The organism is Piscinibacter sp., from assembly GCF_047600445.1.
Lineage (GTDB): Bacteria > Pseudomonadota > Gammaproteobacteria > Burkholderiales > Burkholderiaceae_C > Piscinibacter.
On record NZ_JASGKT010000002.1, the window covers coordinates 941,086 to 956,571 of the forward strand.

Consider the following 15,486-nt stretch of genomic DNA (forward strand, 5'->3'; position numbering starts at 1 on the left):
CGACCCGCCGACCCTCCCGCGAAGCCCCATGCCACGCACGCTGTACGACAAGATCTGGGACGAGCACGTCGTCCACACCGAGGAAGACGGCACCTCGGTGCTCTACATCGACCGCCACCTGGTGCACGAAGTCACCAGCCCGCAGGCTTTCGAGGGCCTGCGCCTGGCGGGCCGCAAGCCGTGGCGCGTCAGCTCGATCGTCGCGACGGCCGACCACAACACGCCGACCACCGGCTGGGAGCTGGGCTACGACGGCATCGTCGACCCGACCTCCAAGCAGCAGGTCACGACGCTGGACGCCAACATCAAGGCCTTCGGCGCGGCGGCCTTCTTCCCCTTCCTCGACAAGCGCCAGGGCATCGTGCACGTGATCGGGCCGGAGCAGGGCGCCACGCTGCCGGGCATGACGGTGGTGTGCGGCGACTCGCACACGTCCACGCACGGCGCCTTCGGCGCGCTGGCGCACGGCATCGGCACCAGCGAGGTCGAGCACGTGCTGGCCACGCAGACGCTGCTGGCCAAGAAGGCGAAGAACATGCTGGTCAAGGTCGATGGCACGCTGGCGCGCGGCTGCTCGGCCAAGGACGTCGTGCTGGCGATCATCGGCCGCATCGGCACCGCCGGCGGTACCGGCTACACCATCGAGTTCGGCGGCTCGGCGATCCGCGCGCTGTCGATGGAAGGGCGCATGACGGTGTGCAACATGGCGATCGAGGCCGGCGCGCGCGCCGGGCTGGTGGCCGTCGACGAGACCACCATCGGCTACGTCAAGGGCCGGCCGTTCTCGCCTTCCGGCGTCGAGTGGGAGCAGGCGGTGGCCTACTGGCGCACGTTGCGCTCCGACGACGACGCGCCGTGGGACGCGGTGGTCGAGCTCGACGCGGCGCAGATCCGCCCGCAGGTCACCTGGGGCACCTCGCCGGAGATGGTGCTGTCGATCGAGGACCGCGTGCCCGACCCCGACCGCGAGAAGGACGCCGGACGCCGCAGCGCGATGGAGCGCGCGCTGCAGTACATGGCGCTGGAGCCGAACAAGCCGATCGCCGACATCGTGGTCGACAAGGTCTTCATCGGCTCGTGCACCAACTCGCGCATCGAAGATCTGCGCGAGGCCGCCGCGGTGGTGCGCAAGCTCGGCGGGCGCGTGGCGGCCAACGTCAAGCTGGCGCTGGTGGTGCCGGGCTCGGGCGTGGTCAAGGCGCAGGCCGAGCGCGAAGGGCTGCACGAGGTCTTCAAGGCCGCCGGCTTCGAATGGCGCGAGCCGGGCTGCTCGATGTGCCTGGCGATGAACGCCGACCGCCTCGAGCCGGGCGAGCGCTGCGCCTCCACCTCGAACCGCAATTTCGAGGGCCGCCAGGGCGCCGGCGGCCGCACCCACCTGGTCAGCCCGGCGATGGCCGCGGCGGCCGCGATCGAAGGTCATTTCGTCGACGTCCGGCGCATCGCCTGACGGTGTTTTCACCCACCCAAGGAGACTCTGTACCATGAAGCGCATCCTGTTCGCCTGCCTCGCCTCGCTCTACCTGCTGGCCGGCTGCAACACCGTCGAAGGTGTCGGCAAGGACATCCAGAAGGGCGGCGAGAAGATCGAAGACGCCGCCAAGAAGAAGTAAACCGCCGGCATGCAGGCCTTCACCGTCCACAAGGGGCTGGTCGCGCCGCTCGACCGCGAGAACGTCGACACCGACGCGATCATCCCGAAGCAGTTCCTCAAGTCGATCAAGCGTTCGGGCTTCGGCCCGAACCTGTTCGACGAGTGGCGCTACCTCGACCGCGGCGAGCCCGGCCAGGATCCGGCCCGGCGCAAGCCCAACCCCGACTTCGTGCTCAACCAGCCGCGCTACCAGGGCGCGTCCATCCTGCTGGCGCGCAAGAACTTCGGCTGCGGCTCGTCGCGCGAGCACGCGCCGTGGGCGCTCGACCAGTACGGCTTCCGCGCCATCGTCGCGCCGAGCTACGCCGACATCTTCTTCAGCAACTGCTTCAAGAACGGCCTGCTGCCCATCGTGCTGGGCGAGGCGCAGGTGGGCCGGCTGTTCGACGAGGTGGCGGCTTTCCCCGGTTACCAGCTCAGCGTCGACCTGGCGCGCCAGGTGGTCGGCAAGCCCGACGGCGAAGAACTGCCGTTCGAGATCACGCCATTCCGCAAGTACTGCCTGCTCGGCGGCTACGACGACATCGGCCTGACGCTGCGCCACGCCGACAAGATCCGCGCCTTCGAGGCCGAGCGGCTGATGCAGAAGCCCTGGCTCGCCCACACCCTCTGACCCCGAAGGACATCCGCTTGAAGATCGCCATCCTGCCGGGCGACGGCATCGGCACCGAGATCGTCGCGCAGGCCCAGCGCGTGATGGGCTGCCTCGACCTGCGCTTCGAGACCGAGACCGCGCCGGTGGGCGGCGCGGCCTACGAGGCCAGCGGCCACCCGCTGCCCGAGGCGACGCTGAAGCTCGCCCGGGAGGCCGACGCGGTGCTGTTCGGCGCGGTGGGCGACTGGAAGTACGACAAGCTCGAGCGCGCGCTGCGCCCCGAGCAGGCCATCCTCGGGCTGCGCAAGAGCCTCGGCCTGTTCGCCAACTTCCGCCCGGCGATCTGCTACGAGCAGCTCACGCATGCGTCCAGCCTCAAGCCCGAGCTGGTGGCGGGGCTGGACATCCTGATCATCCGCGAGCTGACCGGCGACATCTACTTCGGCCAGCCGCGCGGCCGCCGCGAAGCGCCCGACGGCGCCTTCCAGGGCGCGCCCGAGGCCTTCGACACGATGCGCTACTCGCGCCCGGAGATCGAGCGCATCGCGCACGTCGCCTTCCAGGCGGCGCGCAAGCGCGGCCGGAAGGTCACCAGCGTCGACAAGGCCAACGTGCTGGAGACCTTCCAGTTCTGGAAGGACGTGGTGACCGAGGTGCACGCGCAGTACCCCGACGTCGAGCTGGAGCACATGTACGTCGACAACGCGGCGATGCAGCTCGTCAAGGCGCCGAAGAAGTTCGACGTGCTGGTCACCGGCAACATGTTCGGCGACATCCTCTCGGACGAGGCGGCGATGCTGACCGGCTCGATCGGCATGTTGCCGTCGGCGTCGCTGAACGAACGCGGCCGCGGCCTGTACGAGCCCAGCCACGGCAGCGCGCCCGACATCGCCGGTAAGGATCTCGCAAACCCGCTGGCTACAATCCTGTCCGTGGCCATGATGCTCCGCTTCTCCCTGAACCAGCCCGAGGCCGCCGACCGCATCGAGTCGGCCGTGCAGCGCGTGCTCGCCTCGGGGCTGCGCACCGCGGACATCTGGTCGGACGGCTGCACGAAGGTCGGCACGCGCGCGATGGGCGACGCCGTGGTCGCCGCGCTGACCGGCGGCAAAACCACCATTACCAAGAGCTAGTTCGGCTCCGGTTCGTCTCGCCCCATCCCCGGCGAAGCGATCCGGGGGCTGCGAAGGTTTCCACTTCAACTTCAAGCAAAAGGGCGACGACGATGAGACTCACGGGATTGGTCGGCTGGCGCGGCATGGTCGGCTCCGTGCTGCTGGAACGCATGCAGGCCGAGGGCGACTTCGCCCACATCGAGCCGGTGTTCTTCAGCACCAGCAACGCCGGCGGCGCGGCGCCGGCGATGGCGAAGAACGAGAAGACGCTCGAGGACGCCTACGACATCGAGGCGCTCAAGCGCTGCGAGATCATCGTCACCGCGCAGGGCGGCGACTACACCGCCGAGGTGTTCCCCAAGCTGCGCGCGGCGGGCTGGAAGGGCCACTGGATCGACGCGGCGTCCACGCTGCGCATGAAGGACGACGCGGTCATCGTGCTCGACCCGGTCAACATGCCGGTGATCGAGAACGCGCTCGCCAAGGGCGGGCGCAACTGGATCGGCGGCAACTGCACCGTGAGCTGCATGCTGATGGGCGTGGGCGCGCTGTACAAGGCCGGGCTGGTCGAGTGGATGTCGACGATGACCTACCAGGCCGCTTCCGGCGGCGGCGCGCAGCACATGCGCGAGCTGCTGACGCAGTTCGGCACGCTCAACGCCGAGGTCAGGCCGCTGCTCGACGACCCGAAGAGCGCGATCCTCGAGATCGACCGCAGGCTCGTCGCCAAGCAACGTGCGCTGAGCGAAGCCGAGACTGCGAATTTCGGCGTGCCGCTGGGCGGCTCGCTGATCCCCTGGATCGACAAGGACCTGGGCAACGGCGTGTCGCGCGAGGAATGGAAGGGCGGCGCCGAGACCAACAAGATCCTGGGCCAGGGCGAGGGTTTCGGCGCGCCGGCCGTGCCGGTGGACGGTTTCTGCGTGCGCGTCGGCGCGATGCGCTGCCATTCGCAGGCGCTGATGTTCAAGCTGAAGAAGGACGTGCCGCCGGCCGAGGTCGAGGCGATGATCGCCGCCGACAACGCCTGGGTGAAAGTGGTGCCCAACACGCGCGAGGCGACGCTGCGCGACCTGACGCCGGTGGCGGTGACCGGCACGCTGACGATTCCGGTCGGCCGCATCCGCACGCTGGCGATGGGGCCGCAGTACCTGGGCGCCTTCACGATCGGCGACCAGTTGCTGTGGGGCGCGGCCGAGCCGCTGCGGCGCATGCTGCGCATCCTGGTCGAGGCCTGAGGCCGGGCGCGCTGTCGAATACCTACAAAGCCTCGTTGGCGCGCTGCAACATTTCTCACGACGACGCGGAGTGCATGCACACTGGCGCGAATATCAGCCAATGCATGAGCTTGTTTTCGTATCCTGTTGATGTTATTGTGATTTTGTGGCACGCATGCGCCGTTCGGTCCTCTTGGGAGACGCCTTGAAATCAAACTCGACCTTCTCGGGGCGCTTTGCCCTGACCGGTGTGGCAGCAGCCGCCCTCTGGCTGGCCGCATCGAATGCGTACGCGCTGGGTCTGGGCAGGCTTTCCGTGCAATCGGCACTGGGTGAGGCGCTGCGGGCCGAGATCGACGTCACCAGCATCACGCCGGACGAGGCGGGCACGCTGCTCGTGAAAGTGGCCAACCCGGAGGCCTACAAGGCGGCGGGCGTCGACTACAACGCCGTGCTGGCCGCCACCCGCGTCGAGTTGCAACGCCGCGCCGACGGCAGGCACTACCTGCGCCTGAGCAGCGACCGCGCCGTGCAGGAGCCCTTCATCGACGTGATCCTCGACATCGCGTGGTCCAGCGGCCGCCTGGTGCGCGAGTACACCCTGCTGCTCGATCCGCCGGTCGTCGCGCGCGCGCCCGCGCCCGCCCCGGCGGCGACCACCACGGCGCCGGTGATCGCCGCCGCGCCGCCGCCCGCCACGCCGCTGCCGCCGACCCCGCGCGCGACGCGCCCGGCACCCGAGCCGCGCCAGGCGCCGGCCGTGTCGGCCAGCAGCGGCGCCGGCATCGACGAGTACAAGGTGCGCGCCGGCGACACGCTGTCGCGCATCGCCGGCAAGACGCAGCGGCCGGGCGTGTCGCTCGACCAGATGCTGGTCTCGCTGTTCAAGGCCAATCCGGACGCCTTCGTCGGCAACAACATGAACCGCCTGAAGGCGGGCGTAGTGCTCGACGTGCCGAGCGCGGAGAGCGCGCAGGCGGTGTCGCCGTCCGAGGCGCGCCAGTTGATCCAGGCGCAGAGCGCCGACTTCGGCGCCTATCGCCAGCGCCTGGCCGGCGCGGTGCCGGCGGCGCGCGACAGCGGCCCGGCGCGCCAGGCCACCGGCACGGTGCAGACCGAGGTGCAGGACAGCAAGCAGGCCGCCGCGCCGGCGCCCGACAAGCTCACGCTCAGCAAGGGCGCCGCCTCGGCCAAGGCCGAGGAACAGATCGCCAAGGGCGCCGAGAAGAAGGACGCCGCCACGCGCGTGGCCGAGCTGTCGAAGAACGTCGCCGAACTGAAGAAGCTGGGCGACGAAGCCGCCAAGACCAAGGCCGCCGGCGCGGGTGCGCCCGCCGCCGCGGCTGCGGCCGTGGCATCGGCCGCCGCATCGCTGCCGGCCGTCACGGTGCCGGTGACGCCGCCGGTGGTCGCCGTGCCCGCGCCGGCCAGCGCGCCGGCGCCGGTGGCGGCGCCCGAACCCGCGCCGGTGGTCGCCTCGGCCCCGGCGGCGCCGGCCTCGGCCGAGCTGCCCACGCTGGTGGCCGAACCCGCCGCGTCGGAAGCGGCCTCGGCCGTGGCCGTCGCCGAGCCGGCCTCCGCGGTGGTTGCGCCGCCGCCGCCCAAGCCGGCCCCGGTGGCCGTGCAGAAGGAGGAGCCGGGCTTCTTCGCCTCGCTGCTCGACGACAACCCGCTCCTGCTGGCCCTCGGCGGCGTCCTGATCGCGGCGCTGGCCGGCCTGGGCATCTACCGCTTCACGCGGCGCAGCAAGAAGGACAGCGGCGAGACCTCCTTCCTCGAAAGCCGCCTGCAACCCGATTCGTTCTTCGGCGCCAGCGGTGGCCAGCGCATCGACACGCGCGATGCCGGCGGCAACTCGTCGTCGATGAGCTACTCGCTGAGCCAGCTCGACGCGATCGGCGACGTCGATCCGGTGGCCGAGGCCGACGTCTACCTCGCCTACGGCCGCGACCTGCAGGCCGAGGAGATCCTGAAGGAAGCGATGCGCGGCAACCCCGAGCGCATGGCGATCCGCACCAAGCTGCTCGAGGTCTACGCCAAGCGGCGCGACACCAAGGGCTTCGAACTGCTCGCCACGCAGCTCTTCTCGCTGACCCACGGGCAGGGCGAGGACTGGGCCAAGGCGCAGGAACTCGGCGCGCAGATCGACCCGGAGAACCCGCTCTACCAGCCCGGCGGCATGCCGGCCGCCGGCGTGTCGGCCTCGGGCCAGGTGATCGAGCCGCTGGGCGCCAGCACGATGCCGCAGTCGGTGCTGCCGTCGCCCTCGCAGTACGCCGCGTCGGCGCTCGACACGCGCCCGGCGCCGCCGGACGACGGCGTCGACCTGGATCTGGACATCGGCGGTGGCGGCAGCGTGTCGGCCGAGCCCGAGCCGCCGGCCCCCGCCGCGCCGCCGGCCGCCGGGGCGTCGCTCGACTTCGATACCGACCTGTCGCTGCCCGACCTGTCGACGCCCGCCGCCGCGCCGGCCAGCGCGCCCGCGGCGGTCGAGTTCGACCTCGGCGGCATCTCGCTCGACCTCGACCTGCCGGCCGACAGCGCCGCGGCGCACGCGGCGTCGGCGCCGAACACCGTGCCGTCGAGCTTCGGCGAATCCGGCCTGTCCGGCTTCGACGACGACGAATCGGCCGATCCGCTGTCGCGCAAGCTCGAGCTGGCCGAGGAGTTCCGCCAGATCGGCGACATGGAAGGCGCGCGCGACCTGCTGCAGGAAGTCGTGTCCAAGGCCTCGGGCGCGTTGAAGTCCAAGGCCCAGGGCATGCTCGAACAGCTCGGCTGACGAGGCCCGGGCGCCGCGCGGCGCCCGGTTCCCGATGAGGGTCGCCCTCGGCGTCAGCTACCGCGGCAGCGCCTACCAGGGCTGGCAGAGCCAGCCCGGCGGCAACACCGTGCAGGACCGGCTGGAAGCCGCGCTCGCGCAGTTCCTCGACGTGCCGGTGCGCGTGATGTGCGCCGGCCGTACCGATGCCGGCGTGCACGCGCTGAACCAGGTGGTGCACCTCGACACCGAGGCGAGCCGCGAGCCCTTCTCGTGGGTGCGCGGCACCAACCGCTTCCTGCCCGACGACATCGCCGTCGAATGGTGCCGGCCGGTCGACGAGCGCTTCCACGCCCGCAACAGCGCGCTGGGGCGGCGCTACGTCTACGTGATGCGCGAGTCGCCGGTGCGGCCGGCGCTGGAGGCCGGGCTGGTGGGCTGGAGCTTTCGCGCGCTCGACGGCGAGGCGATGCGCACGGCGGCGCAGGCGCTGATCGGCGAACACGACTTCTCGGCCTTCCGCTCGGCCGAGTGCCAGGCGGCCTCGCCGGTCAAGACGCTGCGCCGCATCCACATCGACAAACGCGGCGCGTACTGGCGCTTCGAGTTCGAGGCCAGCGCCTTCCTGCACCACATGGTGCGCAACCTCCTCGGCTGCCTGGTCGCGGTGGGTGCGGGCACACGCGACGCAAGCTGGCTCGCCGGCGTGCTGGCCTCGCGCGACCGCAGCCTGGCCGCGCCGACCTTCCCGGCCGACGGGCTGTACTTCGCCGGGCCGTACTACGATGCGGCCCTCGCCCTGCCAGAGACCACGGCGGCGATGGACTGGCTGCCCTGAGGCCCGCACCCCGATGCTCCCCGAACGCACCCGCATCAAGATCTGCGGCCTGACGCGCGAGGCCGACCTCGACGCCGCCGTCGCCGCGGGCGCCGACGCGGTCGGCTTCGTGCTCTATCCGAAGAGCCCGCGCTGCGTCGGCGCGGCGCGTGCCGCCGAGCTGGCGCGGCGCCTGCCGCCCTTCGTGACGCCGGTGGCGCTGCTGGTCAACGCATCGCGCGACGAGATCGACGCGGCGCGGGACGCGCTGCCGCACGCGGTGCTGCAGTTCCACGGCGACGAGAGCCGCGCCGACTGCGAAGCGGCCGGCCGGCCCTACCTGCGCGCCGCCCGGATGGCGCCCGGGCTCGATTTGGTAGACTTCGCCTCCCGATTCCCGAGCGCCCAGGCCATCCTGCTCGACGCGCATGTCGAGGGGTACGGCGGCGGCGGAAAGGTCTTCGATTGGTCTCTCATTCCAGCCAACGTGTCCCGTCCGGTCGTTTTGTCTGGTGGGTTGCATGCCGGAAATGTGACCGAGGGCATTCTTCAGGTGCGGCCCTGGGCCGTTGACGTGAGCTCCGGCGTGGAAGCAGCCAAAGGCATCAAGGATGCCGCCGCGATGCGCCGGTTCTGCGAAGCGGTGCGCGAGGCCGATGCCCGCATCGCCGACTCCGAGACCTGAATCCTTCCAGCACCATGTTGAACTACCAGCAGCCCGACGAGCGCGGGCACTTCGGCGTCTATGGCGGCAGCTTCGTCGCCGAGACGCTGACCCACGCGCTCGATGAACTGAAAGCCGCCTACGACGCGGCGCGCAACGATCCGGCCTTCATGGCCGAATTCCGCCACGAGCTGGCGCACTACGTCGGCCGGCCGACGCCGGTCTACCACGCGCAGCGCCTGAGCCGCGAACTCGGCGGCGCGCAGATCCACTTCAAGCGCGAAGACCTCAACCACACCGGCGCGCACAAGGTGAACAACACCATCGGCCAGGCGATGCTGGCGCGGCGCATGGGCAAGCCGCGCGTGATCGCCGAAACCGGCGCCGGCCAGCACGGCGTGGCGACGGCGACGATCTGCGCGCGCTACGGCATGGAGTGCGTGGTCTACATGGGCAGCGAGGACGTCAAGCGCCAGGCGCCCAACGTCTACCGCATGCACCTGCTGGGCGCGACGGTGGTGCCGGTGGAGAGCGGCTCGAAGACGCTGAAGGACGCGCTCAACGAAGCGCTGCGCGACTGGGTGACCAACGTCGAGAATACCTTCTACATCATCGGCACGGTGGCCGGCCCGCACCCGTATCCGGCGATGGTGCGCGACTTCCAGCGCGTGATCGGCGACGAATGCCTGGTGCAGATGCCCGAGGCCATCGGTCGCCAGCCGGATGCGGTGATCGCCTGCGTCGGCGGCGGCAGCAACGCGATGGGCATCTTCTATCCGTACATCCCGCACGAGGGCACGCGGCTGATCGGCGTCGAGGCCGCCGGCCTCGGGCTCGCGAGCGGCAGGCACGCCGCCTCGATCAGCGCCGGCACGCCCGGCGTGCTGCACGGCAACCGCACCTACCTGCTGCAGGACGCCAACGGCCAGATCATCGAGACGCACTCGATCTCCGCCGGCCTGGACTACCCCGGCGTCGGCCCCGAGCACGCCTACCTGCACGACATCGGCCGCGCCGAGTACGTGGGCATCACCGACGACGAGGCGCTGGCCGCCTTCCACCGCCTGTGCCGCACCGAGGGCATCATCCCGGCACTCGAATCGAGCCATGCGGTGGCCTACGCGATGAAGCTGGCGCCGACGATGCGGCCCGACCAGCACCTGCTGGTCAACCTCTCCGGTCGCGGCGACAAGGACATCAACACGGTGGCGGCGCTCTCCGGCGCGCCGCTGGTGAAGGGGCTGTCATGAGCCGCATCGCCGCCACCTTCACAGCTCTCCAGGCACGCGGCCGCAAGGCGCTGATTCCCTACGTGACCGCTGGCGATCCGTTCGCCGATGCGACGGTCGACATCATGGTCGCGATGGCGAAAGCCGGCGCCGACGTGATCGAGCTGGGTGTGCCCTTCTCCGACCCGATGGCCGACGGCCCGGTGATCCAGAAGGCCTCCGAGCGCGCGCTGGCGCGCGGCATCGGCATGGGGCAGGTGCTGGCCATCGTGCGCGAGTTCCGCAGGCACGACGAGCGCACGCCGGTGGTGCTGATGGGCTACGCCAACCCGGTCGAGCGCTACGGCGTCGAGCGCTTCGCCGCCGACGCGAAGGCGGCCGGTGTCGACGGCGTGCTCGTCGTCGACTACCCGCCCGAGGAATGCGAGGCCTTCGCCGCGCTGCTGCGCGACGCCGGGCTGGACATGATCTTCCTGCTCGCGCCCACCTCCACCGAGCAGCGCATGAAGGACGTGGGCCGCATCGCCAGCGGCTACGTCTACTATGTGTCGCTCACGGGCGTGACCGGCGCCGGCCACCTCGACACCACGGCGGTGGCGGCGATGCTGCCGCGCATCCGGCAGCACGTGAAGCTGCCGGTGGGCGTGGGCTTCGGCATCCGCGACGCGGCCACGGCGCGCGCGGTGGCCGCGGTCTCCGACGCGGTGGTGATCGGCTCGGCGCTCGTGCAGCGGCTCGAAGCCTGCGAGCGCCAAGGCGTGGCCGCGGCCGCGGCGGACTTCATCGGCGGCATACGCGCCGCCCTCGACTCGTGAAAGGACAGACACCATGAGCTGGCTCGAGAAACTGCTGCCCCCGAAGATCCAGCCCACCGACCCCAGCGAACGCCGCACGGTGCCCGAGGGCCTGTGGATCAAGTGTCCGTCGTGCGAGACGGTGCTCTACAAGACCGACCTGGAGCAGAACGTCAACGTCTGCCCGAAGTGCGGCCACCACCACCGCATAGGCGCGCGCGCGCGGCTCGACGCCTTCCTCGACGCCGAGGGCCGCTACGAGATCGGCCAGGAGGTGCTGCCGGTCGACGCGCTGAAGTTCAAGGACAGCAAGAAGTACCCCGAGCGCCTGAAGGACGCGCTCGAAACCACCGGCGAGACCGACGCACTGGTGGTGATGGGCGGCGCGCTGATGAGCCTGCCGGTGGTGGCGGCCTGCTTCGAGTTCGACTTCATGGGCGGCTCGATGGGCTCGGTGGTCGGCGAGCGTTTCGTGCGCGGCGTCGAGACCGCGGTCGAGCAGAAGACGCCTTTCGTCAGCTTCACCGCCACCGGCGGCGCGCGCATGCAGGAGGGCCTGCTGAGCCTGATGCAGATGGCCAAGACCAACGCCGCGCTGACGCGGCTGGCGAAAGCGAGGCTGCCCTACATCAGCGTACTGACCGACCCGACCATGGGCGGCGTCTCGGCCAGCTTCGCCTTCGTGGGCGACGTGGTGATCGCCGAGCCGCGCGCGCTGATCGGCTTCGCCGGCCCGCGCGTGATCGAGAACACCGTGCGCGAGAAGTTGCCCGAAGGCTTCCAGCGCGCCGAGTTCCTGGTCGAGAAGGGCGCGATCGACATGATCGTGGACCGGCGCGAGCTGCGCGCGACGGTGGCGCGCGCTATCGCGATGCTTCAGGGCCTGAGCGCGGACGCGATCGCGTGAGCGGGCGCCGGCCGCTCATGAGGGCCGGCGAACAACCCTTTCCATCTTGTTGGTGACGCGCCGCGACAGCGCCTTCAGCCTGTCGACGGACGGGTTGCCGGGCACCGGCGCGGGCGTGAATCCGCGTTGCCGCGCCCAATGGTTCCACTCATGGGCGGAGCGCCAGACGCGCGTTTCGTCGGTGTTGAAGATGATCGACAGCGAGATCGACACGTCGTCCGCGCCGTTCCTGACGTGGTGCCCGGCCGCGAACGGGATGTGCAGCGCTTCGCCGGGTGCAAACGAGTAGGGCATGCCGAACTGGTCCATCTCGGGCGTCCAGCCCAGCTCGGTGCTGTCGTAGGCGATGTAGCTCTCGCGCTGCCGATGGGTCACGACACGTTCGTCCCATTGCGGGAAGATCGTCACCGTCTTGCTGCCGCGGAACTGGAACAGGAAGGTCGAGTAGCGGTCGATGTGGAAGGGCGTGACGCTGTTCGGCGACGCGATGAACATGTAGAGCATCGCGCCGTGGGCCTGCGCGCCGACGCCCTTGGCGCGCATGATCGCCTCCGTGTCGGCGAGCAGTTCCCGGTACAGCGGCTGGAACGAAGGATGCGACTCCGGTGCACGCACCATGATGTAGGAGTCCGACTCGCGGATCTTCTCGATGGTCTCTTCCAGCGTCGCGTTCGCGTTGCCGAAGGATTGCTCGAAGTTCTGGTCGACCGAGAGGCGGTTGGTCGCGTACTTCACCTGTGCCGCGGGCAGCGCGGGAATCACCTGTGCGAGGTTGGACAGCGACAGCGCCGGGTGATCCATCATGGCGTGGCGGAACTTGAGCGGGGCGCGGTCGAGCGCCTGGGCGTCGATGTCTTGGAACAGGGCGGTTTGCATGCGGACTCCTCGGCTGATCGGGGGGCGGATCGGCTGGCCTGCAGTGTCCGCCTGTCGCCGCCTTGTTTCATCCCCGGGATGAAGTGGATCGAAACCCCTAACTGTGAATGACACCACGGTCGATGCAGGCGGCGGCGGCGATGAAGCCGTCGCCAGCCGCGTCGCACAGCGAGACGAGATCGGCGCTCGCCTCACGCCCCTCGGCAACGGGCAGCGGCACGCGGCGGGTGCCGGCGTCGAGCCCGACGTGGACGAGGGAAGGCTCGATCGAGAGCCCCACGCCGAGCGCCTTCAGGCAGGCCTCCTTGCGCGTCCAGGCGTGCATCAGCGCGCCGAGGCGGGCCGGCGTCGGCAGCGCCTGCAAGTCGAGCAGTTCGCTCGCGCTGAGCACGCCGCGGGCCGTCTGCATCAGCTCGTCGGCGTTCCAGGACGGGGCGTTTTCGATGTCGACGCCGACGTCGAGCATCCGCGACAGCCCGATCAGCGCGAAATCGCGGCAGTGGCTGAGGTTGAAGTCGACGGGTTCCGCGGGCCAGGTCAGCCGAGGCTTGCCGTCGGCATCGGGCGTGTAGCGCAGCGCGGCAGGCTCGACGCCGAGTTCGCGTGCCAGCACCCGTCGCAGCGCGACGTGCGAGCGCCGGTAGCGTGCGCGGTCGGCCTCGAAGCGCAAGCGCGCCATCCGCTCGATCTCGTCGCGCGCCAGGGTCGACGCCGTGGCCGCCACATTGTCGGGCTCGCGAAGGTCGACCAGCCAGAGCCGCAGATCGCCCATGCCGCCGGCCGCGAGTTCGCGGATGGACGGCGGCAGCGGCTGCATCATTCCTTCCCGGAAGCCGGCACGCGCGGCGGGTGCGGCCCCACGAGCCTGTCCAGCAGCCAAGCGATCGCGCGCCGGTAGAGGTCGCGCCGCACTTCGCCGATCTGACCCAGCAGCCAGGCCGCCACCAGCGTCGACGCGATGACGAGCGCGTAGCGGCCGCCGTCCACGTGTGTCCATCCTGCTGCCGCGAACAGCACCAGCAGCGAGAAGTGAACCAGGTAGAGGCTGAAGGTGTAGCCGGCCAGCCAGCGGATCGCGGCGGCCGTGCGCGGCCCGAAGGCGATGCGGCTGCTCGCGCAGCCGACCAGAAAGGCGGCGAACAGCAGCGCGACGACATAGTCGCTCAGCGGATGGACCGTTCCCCCCGGCTTCAGCGGCACCGGCAGCCAGTGGTTGAGCGTGCCGTACATCGCCCGGCTCGCCAGGTCGGCCTCGGCGCGCAGGCCGGACGCCGCGTAGACGCCGTAGGCGGCCACGGCCAGCGCCATCACCGCCAGGGCCACCGGCCGCGCCAGCGCGAGCCGCGCGCCGTGGCGGTACAGCAGAACGCCCAGCCACCAGCACGGCAGCAGCAGCCAGATGCGCGGGCCCATGATCGCCAGCGCGGCGGCGATGCCGACGGCGCGCGCGCGCCCGTGCAGCAGCGTGGCGCAGCCGAACAGCACGTAGTACCAGACCTCGTAGGGCAGCGACCAGTACGACGCCATCGAGAACGGGTCCATCGGGCCGAGCCAGGTGCCGCCGAGGAACAGCCAGTGGATGGGGATGAACAGCCACGGACGCGGATACTGCCAGTCGACCGCGTAGAGCGTCGGGTCGAGCCGCATGCCGATGTGGTCGAGCGCCAGCGCCACCAGCACCGCCGGGATAGCGACCGAATAGATGCGCGAGGCGCGCGCCTCGGCGTAGCCGCGCACCGTGACGCCCGGCCGGTCCACCGACCAGGCGATCACGTAGCCCGAGATGACGAAGAACGCGATGACCGCGTCGTCGGCGCTGCGGTGCCAATGCGGCGCGATCCAGTCCGGTGCGACGGCCAGGCCGCGCGAGTGGCCGACGAACACCACCGCCGCGGCCAGCACACGGCACAGGTCCAGCCAGACCGACAGTGCCGCGCTCATCGCGTCGCGGGCATCAGGCCGCGGCGGCCTCGCGCGGCGCGGCGGCAGGCGGCATGGCGGTGCCGTCCAGCAGCCCGGTGTCGGCCAGCCAGCGGTCGACGCTGGCGACGAAGGCTTCGCGCGAACGGCGTTGTGTCAGCAGGTGGTCGCTCTGGCCGAGCTGCTCGCAGCGCAGGTCGCGCAGCGCGGGGAAGGGCTTGAAGAAATCGCGCAACTGGCCCGGGTAGTTGAACCACTCCGGCTCGCCGCCGCAGAACATCACGAAGACCTCGACCCCGCGGCCGCGCAGCACGACGAGATCGCGCGCGAACTCGTCGACCGGCGGCACGCGCGGCGGCTCCAGGTCCTGGAGCTGGCGCTTGTCGGCCGCGGGCAGCTTCACCAGCCCGGCGGCGGCCATCGCCTTGTGCACCAGCTTGACGGCGGCGCCGGCCAGACCCGCGCGGCGCAGCCTGTACAGCAGCGTGTTCAGACGCGAGCGCGGCGTCGGGTAGGCGTACAGATCCCACAGCAGGATGCCGCGCAGGCGTTCGTCCTCGAGCGCGCAGCGGTAGGCGACCTCGGCGCCGGAGCAGAAGCCGATCATGAAGAAGCGGTTGCTGCGCAGCCGCTGCGCGGCGAAGTCCATCACGCTGCGCGTATCGGCGACCCACTGCTCCATTTGCGGCTTGGTGCTGGCGGCACGCCGGCTGTCGCCGATGCCGCCGAGGTCGAAGCGGATCGACGCGATGCCCCGCTGCGCGAGTCGGCGCGCGATCTGCACGTTGATGCGGTGCGGGCCGGCGCGCGAGATCACGCCGGAGTTGGTGAGCAGCGCGACCGGCAGGCCCCCGGCGTCGACCGCGCCCGCGGGCAGCGTGATGGTGGCCACCAGGTTGTTGCCAGGGCCGCACAGCAGCGATGTCTCGGTCACCAT

General features: G+C 70.7%; 15 protein-coding genes. 11 read left to right on the forward strand and 4 right to left on the reverse strand.

What is annotated here, in order from left to right; translation table 11 throughout:
- Window positions 1-28: 28 nt before the first annotated feature.
- The 11 genes from leuC to accD all read left to right on the forward strand — a co-directional run bounded on the left by leuC (window position 29) and on the right by accD (window position 11,753).
- The gene (leuC, locus tag QM792_RS08595) at window positions 29-1,450 is read left to right on the forward strand and encodes a 3-isopropylmalate dehydratase large subunit (RefSeq protein ID WP_415149210.1); all 1,422 of its coding nucleotides are present in this window, start codon (window positions 29-31) and stop codon (window positions 1,448-1,450) included.
- Between the two features lie 34 nt (window positions 1,451-1,484).
- Window positions 1,485-1,613 carry an entericidin A/B family lipoprotein gene (locus QM792_RS08600; protein WP_415149212.1) on the forward strand — a complete coding sequence of 43 codons (129 nt, stop codon included), beginning with the start codon at window positions 1,485-1,487 and terminating at the stop codon, window positions 1,611-1,613.
- A 9-nt stretch (window positions 1,614-1,622) separates the two neighbouring features.
- Entirely contained in the window at window positions 1,623-2,267 is a 645-nt protein-coding gene (gene leuD / locus QM792_RS08605) for a 3-isopropylmalate dehydratase small subunit (protein WP_415149213.1), read from the forward strand.
- A 17-nt stretch (window positions 2,268-2,284) separates the two neighbouring features.
- The gene (gene leuB / locus QM792_RS08610) at window positions 2,285-3,382 is read left to right on the forward strand and encodes a 3-isopropylmalate dehydrogenase (protein ID WP_415149214.1); all 1,098 of its coding nucleotides are present in this window, start codon (window positions 2,285-2,287) and stop codon (window positions 3,380-3,382) included.
- A 92-nt stretch (window positions 3,383-3,474) separates the two neighbouring features.
- Window positions 3,475-4,602 (forward strand): aspartate-semialdehyde dehydrogenase, encoded by a 1,128-nt coding sequence (asd, locus tag QM792_RS08615; protein WP_415149215.1) that lies wholly within the window; start codon window positions 3,475-3,477, stop codon window positions 4,600-4,602.
- 295 nt (window positions 4,603-4,897) lie between these two features.
- Window positions 4,898-7,363: a FimV/HubP family polar landmark protein gene (locus QM792_RS08620; protein WP_415149216.1), complete on the forward strand. Its 2,466-nt coding sequence runs from the start codon at window positions 4,898-4,900 to the stop codon at window positions 7,361-7,363.
- Between the two features lie 34 nt (window positions 7,364-7,397).
- Complete coding sequence (truA, locus tag QM792_RS08625) at window positions 7,398-8,180, forward strand: tRNA pseudouridine(38-40) synthase TruA (protein ID WP_415149217.1); 783 nt, start codon at window positions 7,398-7,400, stop codon at window positions 8,178-8,180.
- 13 nt (window positions 8,181-8,193) lie between these two features.
- Window positions 8,194-8,844 carry a phosphoribosylanthranilate isomerase gene (locus tag QM792_RS08630; RefSeq protein ID WP_415149218.1) on the forward strand — a complete coding sequence of 217 codons (651 nt, stop codon included), beginning with the start codon at window positions 8,194-8,196 and terminating at the stop codon, window positions 8,842-8,844.
- A gap of 14 nt (window positions 8,845-8,858) precedes the next feature.
- Window positions 8,859-10,073 carry a tryptophan synthase subunit beta gene (gene trpB, locus QM792_RS08635; RefSeq protein ID WP_415149219.1) on the forward strand — a complete coding sequence of 405 codons (1,215 nt, stop codon included), beginning with the start codon at window positions 8,859-8,861 and terminating at the stop codon, window positions 10,071-10,073.
- Window positions 10,070-10,867 (forward strand): tryptophan synthase subunit alpha, encoded by a 798-nt coding sequence (gene trpA, locus QM792_RS08640; RefSeq protein ID WP_415149220.1) that lies wholly within the window; start codon window positions 10,070-10,072, stop codon window positions 10,865-10,867. Before trpB ends, trpA begins: the two co-directional genes overlap by 4 nt.
- Window positions 10,868-10,880: 13 nt before the next feature.
- Complete coding sequence (gene accD, locus QM792_RS08645) at window positions 10,881-11,753, forward strand: acetyl-CoA carboxylase, carboxyltransferase subunit beta (protein WP_415149221.1); 873 nt, start codon at window positions 10,881-10,883, stop codon at window positions 11,751-11,753.
- 15 nt (window positions 11,754-11,768) lie between these two features.
- On the opposite strand, the gene QM792_RS08650 is transcribed toward accD, so the two are convergent.
- From QM792_RS08650 to QM792_RS08665, 4 genes are all read right to left on the reverse strand, one after another.
- The gene (locus QM792_RS08650; RefSeq protein WP_415149222.1) at window positions 11,769-12,629 is read right to left on the reverse strand and encodes a cupin-like domain-containing protein; all 861 of its coding nucleotides are present in this window, start codon (window positions 12,627-12,629) and stop codon (window positions 11,769-11,771) included.
- A 97-nt stretch (window positions 12,630-12,726) separates the two neighbouring features.
- Window positions 12,727-13,449 carry a 4'-phosphopantetheinyl transferase family protein gene (locus tag QM792_RS08655; protein ID WP_415149223.1) on the reverse strand — a complete coding sequence of 241 codons (723 nt, stop codon included), beginning with the start codon at window positions 13,447-13,449 and terminating at the stop codon, window positions 12,727-12,729.
- Window positions 13,446-14,570 (reverse strand): acyltransferase family protein, encoded by a 1,125-nt coding sequence (locus tag QM792_RS08660; protein ID WP_415149224.1) that lies wholly within the window; start codon window positions 14,568-14,570, stop codon window positions 13,446-13,448. Before QM792_RS08660 ends, QM792_RS08655 begins: the two co-directional genes overlap by 4 nt.
- 13 nt (window positions 14,571-14,583) lie before the next feature.
- A complete protein-coding gene (locus QM792_RS08665) occupies window positions 14,584-15,486 on the reverse strand; it encodes a serine aminopeptidase domain-containing protein (RefSeq protein WP_415149225.1) in 903 nt (300 codons plus the stop codon).

What these genes read in the sequence shown, in the direction of transcription:
- leuC (WP_415149210.1), top strand. Translation starts at nt 29, where the DNA reads ATGCCACGCACGCTGTACGACAAGATCTGGGACGAGCACGTCGTCCAC.
- QM792_RS08600 (WP_415149212.1), top strand. Translation starts at nt 1,485, where the DNA reads ATGAAGCGCATCCTGTTCGCCTGCCTCGCCTCGCTCTACCTGCTGGCC.
- leuD (WP_415149213.1), top strand. Translation starts at nt 1,623, where the DNA reads ATGCAGGCCTTCACCGTCCACAAGGGGCTGGTCGCGCCGCTCGACCGC.
- asd (WP_415149215.1), top strand. Translation starts at nt 3,475, where the DNA reads ATGAGACTCACGGGATTGGTCGGCTGGCGCGGCATGGTCGGCTCCGTG.
- truA (WP_415149217.1), top strand. Translation starts at nt 7,398, where the DNA reads ATGAGGGTCGCCCTCGGCGTCAGCTACCGCGGCAGCGCCTACCAGGGC.
- QM792_RS08630 (WP_415149218.1), top strand. Translation starts at nt 8,194, where the DNA reads ATGCTCCCCGAACGCACCCGCATCAAGATCTGCGGCCTGACGCGCGAG.
- trpB (WP_415149219.1), top strand. Translation starts at nt 8,859, where the DNA reads ATGTTGAACTACCAGCAGCCCGACGAGCGCGGGCACTTCGGCGTCTAT.
- trpA (WP_415149220.1), top strand. Translation starts at nt 10,070, where the DNA reads ATGAGCCGCATCGCCGCCACCTTCACAGCTCTCCAGGCACGCGGCCGC.
- accD (WP_415149221.1), top strand. Translation starts at nt 10,881, where the DNA reads ATGAGCTGGCTCGAGAAACTGCTGCCCCCGAAGATCCAGCCCACCGAC.
- QM792_RS08650 (WP_415149222.1), bottom strand. Translation starts at nt 12,629, where the DNA reads ATGCAAACCGCCCTGTTCCAAGACATCGACGCCCAGGCGCTCGACCGC.
- QM792_RS08655 (WP_415149223.1), bottom strand. Translation starts at nt 13,449, where the DNA reads ATGATGCAGCCGCTGCCGCCGTCCATCCGCGAACTCGCGGCCGGCGGC.
- QM792_RS08660 (WP_415149224.1), bottom strand. Translation starts at nt 14,570, where the DNA reads ATGAGCGCGGCACTGTCGGTCTGGCTGGACCTGTGCCGTGTGCTGGCC.
- QM792_RS08665 (WP_415149225.1), bottom strand. Translation starts at nt 15,486, where the DNA reads ATGGTGACCGAGACATCGCTGCTGTGCGGCCCTGGCAACAACCTGGTG.